Origin of the sequence: Erwinia aphidicola (assembly GCF_014773485.1) — a bacterium.
GTDB classification, from domain to species: domain Bacteria; phylum Pseudomonadota; class Gammaproteobacteria; order Enterobacterales; family Enterobacteriaceae; genus Erwinia; species Erwinia aphidicola.
In genome coordinates this window covers 589031-606068 of the sequence record NZ_JACXBP010000001.1, presented here as the reverse complement: position 1 = coordinate 606068, position 17038 = coordinate 589031, and the positions used below count along the sequence as shown (strand labels likewise).

The following is a 17038-nucleotide window of genomic DNA, read 5'->3' as shown; positions in this document are numbered from 1 at the left end:
CTCCTTAACGATCTTTCGGGTCGAGGGCATCACGCAGGCCATCGCCAATAAAGTTGAAACAGAACAGGGTGACGACCAGGAAGCCGGCCGGGTAAAGCAGCAGCCACGGCGACACTTCCATCGAGTTAGCGCCGTCGCTCAGCAAAGCGCCCCAGCTGCTGAGCGGCTCCTGAGTACCGAGCCCCAGGAAGCTTAAGAAGGACTCGAACAGGATCATGCTGGGCACCAGCAGTGAGGCATACACCACCACCACGCCGAGCACGTTCGGGACGATATGGCGCAGTACGATATTCATCGTCGATACCCCGCCCACTTCTGCCGCTTCAATAAACTCTTTGCGCTTCAGGCTCAGGGTCTGGCCGCGCACGATACGCGCCATATCCAGCCATGACACCATGCCAATGGCGACGAAAATCAGCAGGATATTCTGACCAAACAGCGTCACCAGCAGGATAACGAAGAACATAAACGGGAAGGAGTTGAGGATCTCCAGCAGGCGCATCATCACCGAGTCGGTTTTGCCGCCCAGATAACCCGCCAGCGTGCCGTACAGCGTGCCGAGCACCACAGCAACCAGCGCCGCGGCAATCCCCACCATCAGTGAGATACGTCCGCCAATCGCCACACGCACCAGCAGGTCGCGCCCGGAGGAGTCGGTGCCCATATAGTGACCGGAGGTCAGGTCCGGCGCGGCCGACATCATCGCCCAGTCGGTGTCATCGTAGGTAAACTGCGACAGCATCGGTGCAAAGGTGACAAACAGAGCCACCAGCAGCAGCACAAACAGGCTGGCAACCGCCGCACGGTTATGGATAAAGCGGCGGCGCGCATCCTGCCAAAGGCTACGCCCTTCCACTTCGAGTTTTTCAGTGAAGTTATCCAGAGCTTCGCTGTTTTTTTTACTTAAAATCATTGCCAGCTCCCGGATTAATAACGAATCTTTGGATCGATAACGGCATACAGCACGTCAACAATCGCGTTAAACAGAATGGTTAACGCCCCAACCAGAATAGTCAGGCTTAACACCAGCGAATAGTCACGGTTCAGCGCGCCATTGACAAATAGCTGACCGATACCCGGCAGACCATAAATCGTCTCGATAACCATTGAACCGGTAATAATGCCGACAAAGGCCGGGCCGAGATAAGAGAGAACCGGCAGCAGCGCGGGCTTCAGCGCGTGGCGCAGTACGATGCGGTGCATCGGCAGCCCTTTCGCGCGCGCGGTGCGGATAAAGTTGGAGTGCAAGACTTCGATCATCGAACCTCGGGTGATGCGCGCAATGCTGGCAATATAGGCCAGGGAGAGCGCCACCATCGGCAGGATCATATATTTCAGCGCCCCGCCGTTCCAGCCGCCGCCCGGCAGCCATTTCAAGGTGATCGAGAACAGCAGCACCAGCAGTGGCGCCACCACAAAGCTCGGAATAACGATGCCGGTCATGGCGACCCCCATCACCGCATAGTCCCATTTGCTGTTCTGCTTGAGGGCGGCGATAACGCCAGCCGTCACGCCAAACACCAGAGCAAACAGAAAGGCCGCAGCGCCCAGCTTGGCGGATACGGGGAATGAACCCGCCACCAGGTCATTGACCGAATAGTCTTTGTATTTAAACGACGGTCCAAAGTCCCCGTGCGCCAACTGCTGGAGATAGTTGAGATACTGTTTCCACATCGGATCGTTTAAATGATATTTGGCTTCGATATTAGCCATCACTTCCGGGGTCAACGTACGTTCACCGGTAAACGGGCTGCCGGGTGCCATACGCATCATGAAAAAGGAGATGGTGATCAGAATAAAGAGCGTCGGAATCGCTTCGAGAAAACGACGCAGTATAAATTTTAACATTGCCCGTACCTGCTGGCTTTACACCGCAGGGGCGAACCCCTGCGGTGACATTGCTTAAAAGAGCAGCATCGCCGCCCGAATTGTTAGTGCTTGATAATGTACAGATCTTTATCGTGACTGTTATCCAGTGGATCTTTACCGGTATAACCACCAACGTAAGGCTTCACTAAACGCAGGTTTTTGTAGTAGTAGACCGGCACGATGGCGGAATCTTTATCGAGCTGCTTCTCCGCTTCGGCGTAAACTTCCGCGCGTTTCGCTTCATCACTCGCGCTCAGTGCCGTTGACATAATTTTGTCAAATGCCGGGCTCTTATAGTGCGAGGTGTTGTTGCTGCTGTCTGACAGCATGATGTTCAGGAAGCTGGTCGGTTCGTTGTAGTCAGCACACCAGGCCGCACGCGCCACATCGAAGTTACCCTGATGGCGAGTATCGAGGAAGGTTTTCCACTCCTGGTTCTGCAGCTTAACGTTTACACCGAGGTTTTTCTTCCAGATGGAGGCTGCGGCAATCGCCAGTTTTTTATGCAGATCGGAGGTGTTATACAGCAGGTCAAACGTCAGCGGTTTGTCGGCGGTGTAACCGGCTTCCGCCAGCAGTTTTTTCGCCTCTTCGTTACGTTTTTCCTGGGTCCAGCTCATCCACTCTGGCTTATCCAGCTTGATGCCGTCGGTGAATGGCGGTGTGAAGCTGTAGGCGGGATCTTCATCCTGCGCTTTCACTTTGTTGACGATGATATCGCGGTCCAGGCCCAGCTTGAGCGCGGTACGCACGCGCGCATCGTTAAATGGCGCCTTCTGGTTGTTGATCTCATAGTAGTAAGTACAGAGATACGGATCGGCGTGGATCTCTTTCGGGATCTCTTTTTTCAGCTTCTGGTAAAGCTCGATTGGCAGGTAGTTATAGGTAATATCGCTGCCGCCGCTGCGGTAGCGGTTGGTGTCGGTGACTTCAGACGGGATCGGCAGGAAAGTGACCTGATTCAGGATGGTGTGCGCGTTATCCCAGTACTCAGGGTTACGCTCAACCACGATGCGCTCGTTCACCACCCACTCTTTCAGTTTGAAGGCACCGTTGCCAACGAAGTTTGCAGGCTGGGTCCACTTCTCGCCAAATTTCTCTACCGCTGGCTTGTACACCGGCGACATAGATGGATGGATCAGCAGCTTATAGAAATAGGGAACTGCATCGCTCAGCGTCACTTCCAGGGTGTGAGCGTCCAGTGCTTTAACGCCGAGGGTATCAGGCGTTTTTTTACCGGCAATGATGTCATCCACATTCAGCAGATGGCCGTACTGCAGATAGCTGGCGTATGGGGACGCTGTTTTCGGGTCGGCCAGGCGCTGCCAGCTGTATACGAAATCCTGCGCGGTCACCGGCTCGCCGTTTGACCACTTGGCGGTGTTACGCAGGTGGAATATCCAGACTTTACCGCCGTCTTTGTTTTCCCATGATTCCGCAACGCCAGGGATGATTTTCCCGTCCGCATCGTTAATCACCAGGCCTTCAAGCACATCACGGTTAACGTTAGATTCCGGGACGCCTTCAATTTTGTGCGGGTCAAGCGACTGCAGCTCAGCACCGTTACCTCTGACCAGCTCCTGCTTATCTGCCAGCTGAACGCCCGCCGGTACATTGGCGGCATAGGCCATATTGCCAGTCAGCGCGGCCATAACGCCTGCGGCGATCAAAGTTTTCTTCGTGATGTTGATCATCTTATTACCTACTCCAGTTTTTATTAATGCCAACGTGTGCCGGGCACCGTGGCTACCCCCGTTTGCGGGAAAACTTCACCGGGTAGAGGAACGATTCCACCCGGCTTGTCTTTTTTTATTTCATCGGTACTGCTTTGCTATCACCCTTTACCGCCCGGCAGGGCCGCACGGTTTAGTGACTGGTTATATAAAAGTATTTAACATCGGTAAGGTCCTGCGGATCTTTACCGGTAAAGCCCCCTACCCACGGCTTCACCAGCCGCGCACTCACCCGGTAGTAGACCGGCACAATGGCAGAATCCTTATCCAGCTGCTGCTCCGCTTGCTGATAGACGGTTGCCCGCTCGGCGTCATCACTCATGTTGAGCGACTGCGCCATCAGTTGGTCAAACGCCGGGCTGCGGTAAAAAGCCGTATTGGTTGAGGAGTCGCTCAGCAACATAGTGAGGAAGGTAGAGGGTTCATTATAGTCGGAACACCAGGTGGCGCGGGCCACGTCATAATTCCCCTGATGACGAGTATCAAGCATGGTTTTCCACTCCTGATTCTGTAACGTCACGTCGGCACCGAGATTCTTTTTCCACATCGATGCGGCCGCAATGGCCTGCTTTTTATTGACGTCAGAGGTGTTATACAGCAGTGAGAAACGCAGCGGTTTTGACGCGCTGTAGCCCGCCTGCGCGAGCAACGCTTTGGCCTGCTGGTTCCGTTCATCCTGCGTCAGGTGGAACCACTGCGGTGCGCTGAACTGCGCGCCGTCAGTAAACGGCGGCGTCAGGCTCCATGCCGGGATCTGCCCCTGGCCCATCACTTTCCCGGTAATGATGTCGCGGTCGAGGGTCAGCTTCACCGCGGTGCGCACGCGCGCATCGTCAAACGGCGGACGGCGGTTATTCAGTTCATAGTAGAAGGTGCAGAGATAAGGACTGACTCTGACCTGCGGGCCAAGCTCTTTTTTCAGCTGCTGAAAACGCTCGGGCGGCAAGGCGCTGTTAGTGATATCAATTTCCCCGCTGCGATAGCGGTTAACATCGCTGGTTTCGGAGACGATCGGTAAGAATGTCACCTGCTCAATCACCGTCTTACCGTTGTTCCAGTAGTGCGGATTGCGCTTGAGCACAATTTTTTCATTGATCACCCAGTCGCTCAGGGTATAAGCCCCATTACCCACGTAATGCGCAGGCAAAGTCCACTTCTCCCCCCAGCGTTCAATCGCAGCCCGGTTGACCGGTTTCAACGCGGTGTGTGCCGCCATAGCAAGGAAATAAGGGACCGGCTGACTGAGCGTGACCTGGAAGTGGCTATCGTCGAGCGCTTTCACCCCGAGATCGCTGGCCGGGCGTTTACCCGCCAGGATCTCATCAACGTTAGCCACGTGAGCGGCCTGCAGATAGCTGGCATAAGGCGATGCAGTTTTAGCGTCCACCAGCCGCTGCCAGCTGTAGACGAAATCGCTGGCCGTGACGGGTTCGCCTTTGCTCCACTTCGCATCTGGCCGCAGGGTAAAGGTCCAGACCTTACCCTGCTCGCTGCTCCAGCTTTGCGCCACGCCGGGCACCAGGTGGCCGTTGTTGTCGGTGCTGACCAATCCTTCCAGCAGATTGAGGATCACATCGGTCTCGGGCACCCCTTCTGTTTTTTGCGGGTCGAGAGATGAAACTTCAGTGCCATTGTTGATCACCAGATTTTGCTGCTTGCTCAGGCTGACCCCGTCCGGAACGTCAGCTGCCACGGCGTTGAGAGTGATAAGGCCCAGCAGTAACCCTGTTCCGCTCGCGATGTGGCGTAATGATGTAAAACATTTCATTCAGCTAAAACCCTGTGTGGTGATACCAACGACTACCGTCAGAACAGCCGGGACGGATGAGGTTAACGTTTTGCACATCTGGTGCCAGTTTTTATCAACTGGCAGAAAAATTATCAGAAGGGGGACATTTGCGCTAAAGCAAAATAACAAAAATGTTAACCAATTCTCTTTTATCATGAGAAAAAGCAGGGGCAAAGTGTTATTTAGCATTGTGAAATAACAGCTAAGCTTATGAAAGAAAATGAATTTAATGACTAAAACCTGACTTTCGAACATAAATAAAGCGATTTCAAAGCAAAAAATAAGCAAATTTTGCCGAAAACACTAAATTCGTCACAAAAATTCCGGGTTTTGCCGGGCGACTAGCATTAAATTTTGATAAATCCGTCTCTCACCGCCAGATTGAAATGTAATAAATCTCACAAACGGTGGTAACTAAGCGATTGAACCGGCAGTTGCAGTAATTACATTAATAATCAGCGCCCTCAATTAAGCGCCATGAATAATTGCACCATAATGATGCAGCTGCACGGTAAGTTGACCTGATATAGTGCACCGCAAGAATGCAGAGATAAAAAAAGCGCAGAATATGCGCTTTAATATGATTATTTCAGAATTAAAACAGGCTAGTTGACCAGCCCCGGGAACAACGCTTTTATCCCGGTCACCACAAACTCTATTCCTAACGCCATCAATAGCAATCCCATAATACGGGTCACCACGTTAATTCCAGTCTGCCCCAACACTCTGACCATTAACGGTGCAGCGCGAAAGCAGAGCCAGCAGCAGAAGGCAAACAGCGCGATCGCCACGCTAAAGCCCAGCAGGTTTTGCCAGCTGTGGTAGCGCGTACTCCAGACAATCGTCGAACTGATTGCCCCCGGTCCCGCCATCAACGGCAGCGCCAGCGGTACGACCCCGATGCTCTCCCGGTTAGCCGTTTCTGACTTCTCCTGTTTATTCTGCTTATCTTCGCCCAGTTTGCCGCTGATCATCGACATCGCAATGGTGACGACCAGAATGCCGCCCGCAATACGAAATGAGTCGATAGAGATCCCGAAGATGTGCAGGATGCCGTCGCCGAGGAATAGCGCCGTCCAGAGGATAATCGCCACGGACAGGTTGGCGGTCAGGTTGGTTTTATTGCGCGCTGCCGGAACCTGATAGCTGGTCATGCTGATAAAAACAGGAATGATCCCCACCGGGTTGACCAGCGCGAACAGGCCAACGAAAAATTTAATATATCCAGAGAGGTCTAAAAGTGCAGGATTCACACCATGCTCCTGTTGGGCTGATTGATGGGCGCTAATGTAATTCAAATCCGTGATAATGACTATCCCCCGCCTCCTGGAATATCACGCCATTGTGCTGCGCCGCAGGCAGTGGATATCGCCATTACGACGCTGAAGATTAGCAGATGAAACTTATTCTCAACTTTCGACGCCAGGTTTGCGATAGTTTGAAGCTGGTCATATTTTAATCACAGGCTGAAAGGTGTCAGCCGCCAGTAAACATGATCCAAATCATTATTTACCCCCAGTACAAGCGCTATGCTCAGTGTTACCAAAAGGAGTTAGTAACTTACCGAAAGTGACCCACAGCGCGTGCAGAGCGCAGACTCTTTCAGTAAACCCGGAAGAACCTGTTTAGCAGGTTGGCCCGCCCTAACACGGCCCGGTAGCCAGCCATGACTATACTTGCTAGTTCTCACTTGTTTACTAATAGAGTTTAACTTTCCAGGAGAGCATTATGGCCGTTACTAATGTCGCTGAACTTAACGCACTTGTTGAACGTGTTAAAACAGCCCAGCGTGAATACGCCAACTTTACTCAAGAACAAGTAGACAAAATCTTCCGGGCTGCGGCATTAGCAGCTGCTGATGCCCGTATCCCACTGGCTAAAATGGCCGTTGCCGAATCTGGCATGGGTATCGTCGAAGATAAAGTGATCAAAAACCACTTTGCTTCTGAATACATCTACAACGCCTACAAAGACGAAAAAACCTGCGGTATTCTTGAAACCGATGACACTTTCGGCACCATCACTATCGCGGAACCCACCGGCATCATCTGCGGGATTGTCCCGACAACCAACCCAACATCTACCGCTATCTTTAAAGCGCTGATCAGCCTGAAAACCCGTAACGGGATTATCTTCTCGCCGCATCCTCGTGCGAAAGATGCCACCAACAAAGCGGCCGATATCGTACTGCAGGCCGCCATTGCGGCCGGGGCACCAAAAGACATTATCGGCTGGATCGATGTCCCCTCCGTTGAGCTGTCTAACCAGCTGATGCACCACCCTGATATTAACCTTATCCTCGCCACGGGCGGCCCGGGTATGGTGAAAGCCGCCTATAGCTCCGGCAAACCGGCTATCGGCGTGGGCGCAGGTAATACTCCGGTAGTGATTGACGAAACGGCGGACATCAAACGTGCCGTGGCTTCTATCCTGATGTCGAAAACCTTCGATAACGGCGTAATCTGTGCTTCTGAGCAGTCAGTTATTGTGGTCGACAGCGCTTATGAGGCGGTGCGTGAGCGCTTTGCCAGCCACGGTGGCTACATGCTGCAGGGCAGCGAGCTGAAAGCGGTTCAGGATATCATTCTGAAGAATGGCGCGCTGAATGCCGCTATCGTCGGTCAGCCTGCGGTGAAAATTGCTGAAATGGCCGGCCTCAGCGTCCCGGGCAACACTAAAATCCTGATTGGTGAAGTGAAACTGGTCGATGAGTCGGAACCCTTTGCTCATGAAAAACTGTCACCGACTCTGGCGATGTATCGCGCCAAAGATTTTGCTGATGCGGTAGGTAAAGCTGAGAAGCTGGTGGCGATGGGCGGTATCGGTCATACCTCTTGCCTGTACACTGACCAGGATAATCAGCGTGAACGCGTTAACTTCTTCGGCGACAAAATGAAGACAGCGCGCATCCTGATCAACACTCCGGCCTCTCAGGGGGGTATCGGCGACCTGTACAACTTTAAACTCGCACCGTCACTAACGCTGGGCTGCGGCTCGTGGGGTGGCAACTCGATTTCTGAAAACGTCGGACCAAAACATCTGATTAACAAGAAAACCGTGGCCAAGCGAGCTGAGAATATGTTGTGGCATAAACTTCCAAAGTCTATCTACTTCCGCCGTGGTTCACTGCCCATTGCCCTTGATGAAGTGGCCACCGACGGAGCCAAACGTGCCTTTATCGTCACCGACCGCTTCCTGTTTAACAACGGCTACGCTGACCAGATCATCAACGTGCTGAAAGCGCGCGGGGTGGAAACTGAAGTCTTCTTCGAGGTGGAAGCTGACCCAACGCTGAGCATCGTGCGTAAAGGTGCTGAACAGATGCACTCCTTCAAGCCGGACGTGATTATCGCCCTGGGCGGGGGTTCGCCGATGGATGCGGCGAAAATTATGTGGGTGATGTACGAACATCCGGAAACGCATTTCGAAGAGCTGGCACTGCGCTTCATGGATATCCGTAAACGTATCTATAAGTTCCCGAAAATGGGCGTGAAGGCGAAGATGATTGCCGTCACCACCACTTCAGGTACAGGTTCAGAAGTAACGCCATTTGCGGTCGTAACCGACGACGCCACCGGTCAGAAATATCCACTGGCTGACTATGCCCTCACCCCGGATATGGCGATTGTGGATGCCAACCTGGTGATGGATATGCCGAAGTCACTGTGCGCCTTTGGTGGTCTGGATGCCGTAACCCACGCGCTGGAAGCGTACGTCTCGGTGCTGGCTAACGAATACTCCGACGGTCAGGCCCTGCAGGCGCTGAAACTGCTGCAGGAAAACCTGCCGGCCAGCTACCGTGAAGGGGCGAAAAACCCGGTGGCGCGTGAGCGTGTACACAATGCCGCGACTATCGCCGGTATCGCGTTTGCTAACGCCTTCCTTGGGGTCTGTCACTCGATGGCGCATAAGCTGGGTTCAGAGTTCCACATTCCACACGGTCTGGCGAACTCGCTGCTTATCTGTAACGTGATTCGCTACAACGCTAACGATAACCCAACCAAGCAGACGGCCTTCAGCCAGTATGACCGTCCGCAGGCGCGCCGCCGCTACGCTGAAATCGCCGATCACCTGCGCCTCAGTGCACCGGGCGACCGCACCGCACAGAAAATTGAGAAGCTGCTGAGCTGGCTGGACGGGATGAAAGCGGAGCTGGGTATTCCTAAGTCCATCCGCGAAGCAGGGGTGCAGGAGGCGGACTTCCTCGCCAAAGTCGATAAGCTGGCTGATGATGCTTTCGATGACCAGTGTACCGGCGCTAACCCACGCTACCCGCTGATTGCTGAACTGAAACAGATCATGCTGGATAGCTTCTACGGCCGCGATTATGTTGAACCTTTCGCTAACATTGCCGAAGCCGTGGCCGCTGCGCCCGTCGAAGCCAGGAAAGTTGAAAAGAAAGTGAAACGTTAAGCCCTAGCGTAAGAATAAAAACCCGCCAACTGGCGGGTTTTTTTATCAGGAAATATTAAGAAACGCTTATAGAGTTGTGAAATATCGACGGCACATTTCTTTGCGTTAACCACCGCGACAGTTCAATATTACTCCGGCCCCTTGCTGCCATAAATGGCGTGCAGTGAACCACTCTCCAGCGCTTCGTAGTAATGCTTACGGCAGACGGATACATAGCGCTCATTACCGCCAATTTGCACCTGCTCCCCTTCTTTAAAGGGCTTACCGTCCTGATCGAGCCTTAATACCATGCTGGCTTTTCTGCCGCAGTGGCAGATGGTTTTTAATTCAACCAGTTTATCTGACCAGGCTAAAAGGTATTGGCTACCGATAAATAACTCGCCGCGAAAATCTGTACGTAAGCCATAACAAAGTACAGGTATATCTAAAACATCCACCACTTCGGATAATGTTTTAACCTGTTCACGCGTCAGAAACTGGCTTTCATCCACCAGCACGCAGTGAACGGTTTCCCGCTGGTGCTCAGCACTTATCTCAGCAAACAACGACGTGTCTTTATTATACAATTTTGCTGGGGAAGAGAGGCCGATACGCGAACTCACTTTACCGGCGCCGAAGCGATTATCGATCTCTGCGGTATACACCAGAGTGCGCATGCCGCGCTCACGATAATTATAAGAAGATTGCAACAAAGCCGTCGATTTTCCAGCATTCATCGCGGAATAATAGAAATATAGCTGAGCCATCAGCCCCTACTCCGAATCACCAAGATGGCGGCAGTGTACCATAAACCGCCGCAGCGAGAGCCTTCACGCCTGCAATAACCCGAAGAAATAGTGGTTGAACATGTGGCTTCAGCACAACTTAACAGGATTTTTCAATTTTCTGATGATATGGAATTCACTGTTTCCATACCATCACCCTTCTTTTCACAGCAGGATATTTAGCCAGCGAATCATATTTTATCGCCTTTTATCATGTCAGAGATTCCTGACTATTAGCACTTCTACTTTTCTTACAAAATTAACTATTGCAGTTCTTATAGCCGGACACTATTATTATCGAGCATTAGTAACCCATCAATATAATTTAGAGAATTGGACAATGAGCGAAGCACTTAAAATCCTGAACAATATCCGCACGCTGCGTGCTCAGGCGAGAGAATGTAGCCTGGAAACGCTGGAAGAAATGCTGGAAAAACTGGAAGTGGTGGTTAATGAACGCCGCGAAGAAGAGAGCCAGGCACAGGCTGAAGTTGAAGAACGCAGCCGTAAACTGCAGCAGTATCGCGATATGCTGATTGCAGACGGTATCGACCCGAATGAATTACTGTCTACTCTGGCTGCGGCTAAAGCCCCTGGTAAAGCTAAGCGTGCAGCGCGCCCGGCAAAATATTCTTATGTCGATGAGAATGGCGAAAACAAAACCTGGACCGGCCAGGGTCGTACACCTGCCGTAATCAAAAAAGCCATTGAAGAGCAAGGCAAGAAGCTGGAAGACTTTCTGCTGTAATTTCGCTCAAACTCCGGTTCTTTAGACCTAAATTTAATGGGGCGTTTCGTCCCATTTTGTTACAGCCACCAGGCAAAGAAAAAAAGGAAGCCATCACGGCTTCCTTTTTCTTTCGGCTGGTGGGCTTATACGCGGTAGAAATCTTTATACCACGCCACAAAGCGCGCCACGCCCTCTTCGACTGACGTCTGCGGCTTGAAGCCGATCACCTTATATAATGCGCTGGTATCGGCGCTGGTTTCCATCACGTCACCCGGCTGCATAGGCAGCATATTTTTCTGCGCAGTCTGCCCCAGCGCACTCTCCAGCGCTTCGATATACGACATCAGCGTAACGGGCTGGCTGTTGCCGATATTGTATACGCGGTAAGGCGCAGAGCTGGTTGCCGGGCTGCCGCTTTCAACCGTCCAGCTAATATCCGCCTGTGGGATAACATCCTGTAAACGCAGAATAGCTTCGGCAATATCGTCAATATAGGTGAAATCACGACGCATCTGGCCGTGGTTATAGACGTCGATTTTTTCACCGGCAATCATCGCACGGGTAAATTTAAACAGCGCCATATCCGGACGCCCCCACGGACCATAAACGGTGAAGAAGCGCAGGCCAGTGGTAGGAATACCATATAAATGTGAATAGGTATGGGACATCAGCTCATTGGCTTTTTTGGTCGCGGCATACAGCGATACCGGGTGGTCAACCGAGTCGTCGGTTGAGAACGGCATCTTGCGATTTAATCCATACACCGAGCTGGATGATGCATATAACAGATGCTCAACCTGGTTATGGCGGCACCCTTCCAGAATATTGAGATGGCCAATTAAATTGGCGTCGGCATAAGCCAGTGGGTTCTCTAATGAATAACGTACGCCCGCCTGCGCGGCGAGGTGAATGACACGCTGGAAGCGCTGAGCGCGGAACAGTTCGGCAATGCCTTCACGATCGGCGAGATCGCCTTTCACAAAGGTGAATTCGGGGTGGTTTTTAATCAGGTCAAGACGGGCTGTCTTAAGATTAACATCGTAATAGTCATTCAGGTTGTCGAGACCGACAACCTGGTGACCGGCAGCCAACAGACGTTGGGTGACATGAAAGCCAATAAAGCCTGCTGCGCCGGTAACCAGATATTTCATACTACCCTCATTTATTATGCAGTTTGAAGAGATGCTCCGCGGCCGATTGCATAATAAACAAAACCGCGCTTGCTGATTCTTTCTGGATCATACAGGTTACGACCATCAAAAATCACGGGTTCTTTTAGAGCATTTTTAATCACGTCAAAATCAGGTGCGCGGAAGTTCTGCCATTCGGTACAGATCACCAGGCCATCTGCGCCCTGCAGGGCAGCTTCTTTGGTTCCCATCAGCTTGAGATCGCTGCGGTGACCGTAGATACGCTGCGCTTCGTCCATCGCTTCCGGGTCGAAAGCCTGCACGGTTGCGCCCGCCTGCCACAGTGACTCCATCAGCACGCGGCTGGAAGCTTCACGCATGTCGTCGGTGTTTGGCTTAAATGACAGCCCCCACAGCGCAAAGGTTTTGCCCTGCAAATTCTCACCGAAATGACGCTTGATAAACGTTGGCAGCTTGGTCTTCTGCGAATCGTTGACGTCTTCAACCGCCTGCAGCAGACGTGGCTTGTAGCCGATCTGCTCTGCGGTGCGGATGAGCGCCTGCACATCTTTCGGGAAGCAGGAGCCGCCGTAGCCACAGCCAGGATAAATGAATGAGTAGCCGATGCGTGAATCGGAGCCAATGCCCTGACGCACTTTTTCGACATCTGCACCCAGGCGTTCAGCCAGGTTAGAGATTTCATTCATAAAGCTGATTTTGGTCGCCAGCATGCAGTTGGCCGCATACTTGGTTAATTCAGCACTACGAATATCCATCAGGATCATGCGATCGTGATTGCGGTTAAACGGCTCATACAGCTCGCGCAGCAGTTCAACCACTTCGTCGTTATCCGTACCGATAACAATACGCTCAGGACGCATACAGTCGCTGACTGCTGCCCCTTCTTTCAGGAACTCAGGGTTGGAGACCACGTCAAAGGTCAGCTCTACGCCTCGCCCTTTCAACGTCTCTTCCATTACCTGACGCACGCGGTCAGCCGTACCCACTGGCACAGTTGACTTGTCGAGCACCACTTTATGCTCTTGCATATGCTGAGCAATGGTACGCGCCACGGCGGTAACATATTTCAGATCCGCTGAACCGTCTTCATCAGGCGGTGTACCCACCGCGATAAACTGCATAACCCCGTGGTTAACGCCAGCTGCTGCGTCAGTGGAGAACTTCAGGCGTCCGGCCTCATAGTTCTGCATAACCAGCGGCGTCAAGCCCGGTTCAAAAATAGGAATGATCCCTTTCTTCAGATTCTCGACTTTATTTTCGTCGACATCGATGCAAAGAACGTCATGTCCGACTTCGGCCAAAACCGCAGCCTGAACCAGACCAACATAGCCGATACCAAATACGGTGACTTTCATTGAATTGTCCCGGTTAGAAATTAAACTTACTTTTTATTGCCTACGGTGCTTTCCAGCCACGCTTTGAAATCGCTGCCCAGCGTGTTGTGACGCACACCGTATTCAACGAAGGCCTGCATATAGCCCAGCTTGTTGCCGCAGTCATGGCTCACACCTTTCAGGTGATAAGCTTCTACGGTCTCTTTTTCCATCAGCATGGCGATGGAGTCAGTCAGCTGGATCTCATCACCGGCGCCCGGAGGGGTTTTCGCCAGCAGTGGCCAGATGTCCGCAGAGAGAATGTAGCGACCAACAACCGCAAGGTTGGACGGCGCTTTGTCCGCTTTTGGCTTCTCAACCACACCCACCATTGGTGCGCTGTCGCCAGGCTTCAGCTCTGCACCCTGGCAGTCAACCACGCCGTAAGCGGTCACGTCAGCGACTGGCTCAACCATGATCTGGCTGTGACCGGTTTCGTCGAAGCGCTTCATCATTTCAGCCAGGTTATCTTTCGACAGGTCTGACTCATATTCGTCGAGAATAACGTCCGGCAGGATCACCGCAACTGGCTCATTGCCAATCACTGGCCATGCGCACATTACCGCGTGACCCAGGCCTTTCGCCAGACCCTGACGAACCTGCATGATGGTGACGTGCGGTGGGCAGATAGACTGAATCTCTTCCAGCAGCTGGCGCTTAACGCGTTTTTCCAGCATCGCTTCCAGCTCGAAACTGGTATCGAAGTGGTTTTCAATCGAGTTTTTAGAAGAGTGCGTAACCAGCACAATCTCGTTGATCCCAGCAGCGATACACTCGTTAACGACATACTGAATTAACGGCTTATCAACCAGCGGCAGCATTTCTTTTGGAATAGCTTTGGTGGCTGGCAGCATACGCGTTCCCAAACCAGCAACAGGGATAACCGCTTTTTTTACTTTGGACTTATAGGCAGACATCTAAGTACCTCTCTTTAGGCCGTTCAAGTTATTACTTGATATGTCGAGTTAAAAACGAGTTGAGTATACCAGTTGAACCCACGCGGATTTATCCTGGATAAACCTTTTCAGTGCAAATTAAGACTATTACCCAAGTGTAAAGCTTATCTCTGGCCCTGTCTTCCAGGGCCAGATGAAAATAGTGAAGCAGCGGTTAATCCGTAGACAACATCAGGCGCAGTCGGCCTCCGGCGCCCCAAACCTGACACTGCCAGGCATCACACCGCTGGCTGATTTGATTAAGATGTGTGCTGCCCATGGTGCCAAGAGGGACACCATTGCTCAGCTGGATCTGGTGGGTATGAATGTTGAGAGTGGCGTTTAAACCAGCAGAAACGAGGATCAGATTCTTTAAACCCTGATGGTAGTAGCCCACCAACAGTGGAAATTGACCTTTCAGGTTGGCCTGGCGCAGCAGTAAATTGACCTGCTTTAACAGGCCGCCCAGCTCGGGCAGGCGCTGGCCCTGACCGGAAAGCTGCTCCTGCAGCAGTCCATTGAACAGAGCGCGTAGCAGTAGTGCGGCCAGCACGCCGTTATCACCGGCACGGGTGACATCGAGACAATAGAAAGCGAGATCGCGTTCCGATAATGCCGCCACGTCAAGCACCAGTCCCGGCTGCTCTGCCATCGTCAGCTGGCGATAGTTGATGCGACAGTTAGCGATTGTCTGCTGCACCGGCGGTTGCAGCTGCTTGAGAAGCTTGGCGGCAGCCTGCGGGTCACTGACCAGCGCGTCCCAGTCCTGAAACAGCTGTTCGTCCTCTTCCACTTTAGACGTAAACATTGAGGGATAGAGGCACTCGAACACCGCTTCACGCAGGCGAGCGAGATCTTTAACCGGCTTGAGCAGCACATCCTGCACGCCCAGACGCAGCACGTGGGCGATATCCGACATATTTTCCGTGGCAGAGATAACCAGGATGGGCAATGTGTTTCCCTTGCTGCGCAGATGCTCCACCAGTTTGATACCGTCCATGCGTGGCATGGCAAGGTCGCAGATCATCAAATCCGGCAGAGTACGGCTCAGGGATTCAAGTGCGTGTATGCCGTCATCAGCCAAAGTGACCACCGCACCGAGCGCAGTGAGGAAATTATCCAGCAGGGAACGGAAAACGACTTCGTCCTCAACGATGAGAATATGTTTTCCACTTAATGGTTTTTCCATTGCTTCCCCCTGCATAACAGATACCTCAATAGTGGTCTATAAACGCTCTTTGCGCCTCTCAGAATTGGCTGAAGTCGTCGCTTTTTGACCACGCTATTGTTGCCTGTCGCGAACCAGAGGTAACAATTCATCCATTTTTTTCTCAACGGACAGTCTCCCCGCTTCAATGGCCTCTTCAGCCCGGTGGAAGTCCAGGGTAGAAATTTGTGGGCAGAAGGGTTGTAACAACACATCTGGTGGGTCACCCGCCATACGATTGCGCTTCAACCGATTTTCCAGCACCTGGATAGAGGTAGACATAATCTCCATGGCGCCGGGTGTGTGATTCACTCTACGTAGCTTAAGGTTGCTAATGCGCTGACGCAGGCGGCCGCTCCAGCTGTCAGGCTGCGGTTGAGGATGCTCATCGCCGGATTCTGGCGTCACTGACAGCAAATCCTGCTGCATCAGGTGCGCATCGTGCTGCAAATCCACGGCAATCACAATATCAGCGCCGAGCGCACGCGTCAGGGAAATAGGCACCGGGTTGACCACCGCGCCATCCACCAGCCAGTAACCGTTCCAGCTCACAGGTGCCAGTAAACCGGGCATGCTGCAGGATGCGCGCACGGCCTGATGCAGGTCGCCTTCCGTCAGCCACAGCTCACGGCCGGTACTAAGGTTAGTCGCCACAGCGCCGAAAGGTAAACCGCATTGTTCGATATTATTTTTGCCGATCAGCTCACGCACGTGGCTGAACACGCGCTCACCGCGCAGCAGCCCACCACGTTGCCATGAAAAATCCATCAGGCGTATCACCTGCCAGTAGCTGAATGAGCGCACCCAGCGCTCCATCAGCGTCAGTCGCTGCGTGGCATATGCGGCCCCGACCAGGGCACCTACGGAGCATCCGGCCACGACGTCGATACGGATGCCAGCGCGTTCAAGAGCGTTTATCACCCCGATATGTGCCCATCCCTTTGCGGCACCCGACCCCAGCGCTAGCCCGATTTTAACCTGTCTCATTCCACCCTCTGGCATGAAATTCACTAACAAAATGGCATCACCGATGCTGCCCGGTTATCATGATGCCTAAAATTTTAACCCTGTTAT

At 52.5% G+C, this 17038-nt stretch carries 13 protein-coding genes; 2 read left to right on the top strand and 11 right to left on the bottom strand.

The annotated features are described in order from the left end of the window. Positions 1 to 4 precede the first annotated feature (4 nt). From oppC to ID864_RS02850, 5 genes are all read right to left on the bottom strand, one after another. Complete coding sequence (oppC, locus tag ID864_RS02870) at positions 5 to 913, bottom strand: oligopeptide ABC transporter permease OppC (RefSeq protein ID WP_048915932.1); 909 nt, start codon at positions 911 to 913, stop codon at positions 5 to 7. A 14-nt stretch (positions 914 to 927) separates the two neighbouring features. Continuing rightward, entirely contained in the window at positions 928 to 1848 is a 921-nt protein-coding gene (gene oppB / locus ID864_RS02865; protein ID WP_048915931.1) for an oligopeptide ABC transporter permease OppB, read from the bottom strand. Positions 1849 to 1931: 83 nt separating this feature from the next. Beyond that, on the bottom strand, positions 1932 to 3563 hold the full coding sequence (gene oppA / locus ID864_RS02860) for an oligopeptide ABC transporter substrate-binding protein OppA (RefSeq protein WP_048915930.1): 1632 nt from the start codon (positions 3561 to 3563) through the stop codon (positions 1932 to 1934). A gap of 172 nt (positions 3564 to 3735) precedes the next feature. Continuing rightward, on the bottom strand, positions 3736 to 5370 hold the full coding sequence (locus tag ID864_RS02855) for an ABC transporter substrate-binding protein (RefSeq protein ID WP_191149367.1): 1635 nt from the start codon (positions 5368 to 5370) through the stop codon (positions 3736 to 3738). Between the two features lie 626 nt (positions 5371 to 5996). Next, positions 5997 to 6644 (bottom strand): YchE family NAAT transporter, encoded by a 648-nt coding sequence (locus tag ID864_RS02850; protein ID WP_048915928.1) that lies wholly within the window; start codon positions 6642 to 6644, stop codon positions 5997 to 5999. Between the two features lie 475 nt (positions 6645 to 7119). Here ID864_RS02850 and adhE point away from each other — a divergent pair, with 475 nt between their 5' ends. Beyond that, positions 7120 to 9804 (top strand): bifunctional acetaldehyde-CoA/alcohol dehydrogenase, encoded by a 2685-nt coding sequence (gene adhE / locus ID864_RS02845; RefSeq protein ID WP_048915927.1) that lies wholly within the window; start codon positions 7120 to 7122, stop codon positions 9802 to 9804. Between the two features lie 128 nt (positions 9805 to 9932). On the opposite strand, the gene tdk is transcribed toward adhE, so the two are convergent. Beyond that, complete coding sequence (tdk, locus tag ID864_RS02840; protein ID WP_048915926.1) at positions 9933 to 10550, bottom strand: thymidine kinase; 618 nt, start codon at positions 10548 to 10550, stop codon at positions 9933 to 9935. Between the two features lie 358 nt (positions 10551 to 10908). On the opposite strand from tdk, the gene hns reads away from it, so the two are divergent. Further along, the gene (hns, locus tag ID864_RS02835; RefSeq protein ID WP_099753648.1) at positions 10909 to 11316 is read left to right on the top strand and encodes a histone-like nucleoid-structuring protein H-NS; all 408 of its coding nucleotides are present in this window, start codon (positions 10909 to 10911) and stop codon (positions 11314 to 11316) included. 125 nt (positions 11317 to 11441) lie between these two features. On the opposite strand, the gene ID864_RS02830 is transcribed toward hns, so the two are convergent. The 5 genes from ID864_RS02830 to rssA form a co-directional block, all read right to left on the bottom strand. After that, the gene (locus tag ID864_RS02830; RefSeq protein WP_048915924.1) at positions 11442 to 12449 is read right to left on the bottom strand and encodes an NAD-dependent epimerase; all 1008 of its coding nucleotides are present in this window, start codon (positions 12447 to 12449) and stop codon (positions 11442 to 11444) included. A 14-nt stretch (positions 12450 to 12463) separates the two neighbouring features. After that, positions 12464 to 13804: a UDP-glucose dehydrogenase family protein gene (locus tag ID864_RS02825; protein WP_048915923.1), complete on the bottom strand. Its 1341-nt coding sequence runs from the start codon at positions 13802 to 13804 to the stop codon at positions 12464 to 12466. A 26-nt stretch (positions 13805 to 13830) separates the two neighbouring features. Next, entirely contained in the window at positions 13831 to 14739 is a 909-nt protein-coding gene (galU, locus tag ID864_RS02820) for a UTP--glucose-1-phosphate uridylyltransferase GalU (protein WP_048915922.1), read from the bottom strand. Between the two features lie 193 nt (positions 14740 to 14932). Further along, positions 14933 to 15946: a two-component system response regulator RssB gene (gene rssB, locus ID864_RS02815; protein WP_048915921.1), complete on the bottom strand. Its 1014-nt coding sequence runs from the start codon at positions 15944 to 15946 to the stop codon at positions 14933 to 14935. Positions 15947 to 16039: 93 nt separating this feature from the next. Beyond that, a complete protein-coding gene (gene rssA, locus ID864_RS02810) occupies positions 16040 to 16951 on the bottom strand; it encodes a patatin-like phospholipase RssA (protein WP_048915920.1) in 912 nt (303 codons plus the stop codon). Positions 16952 to 17038 lie beyond the last annotated feature (87 nt).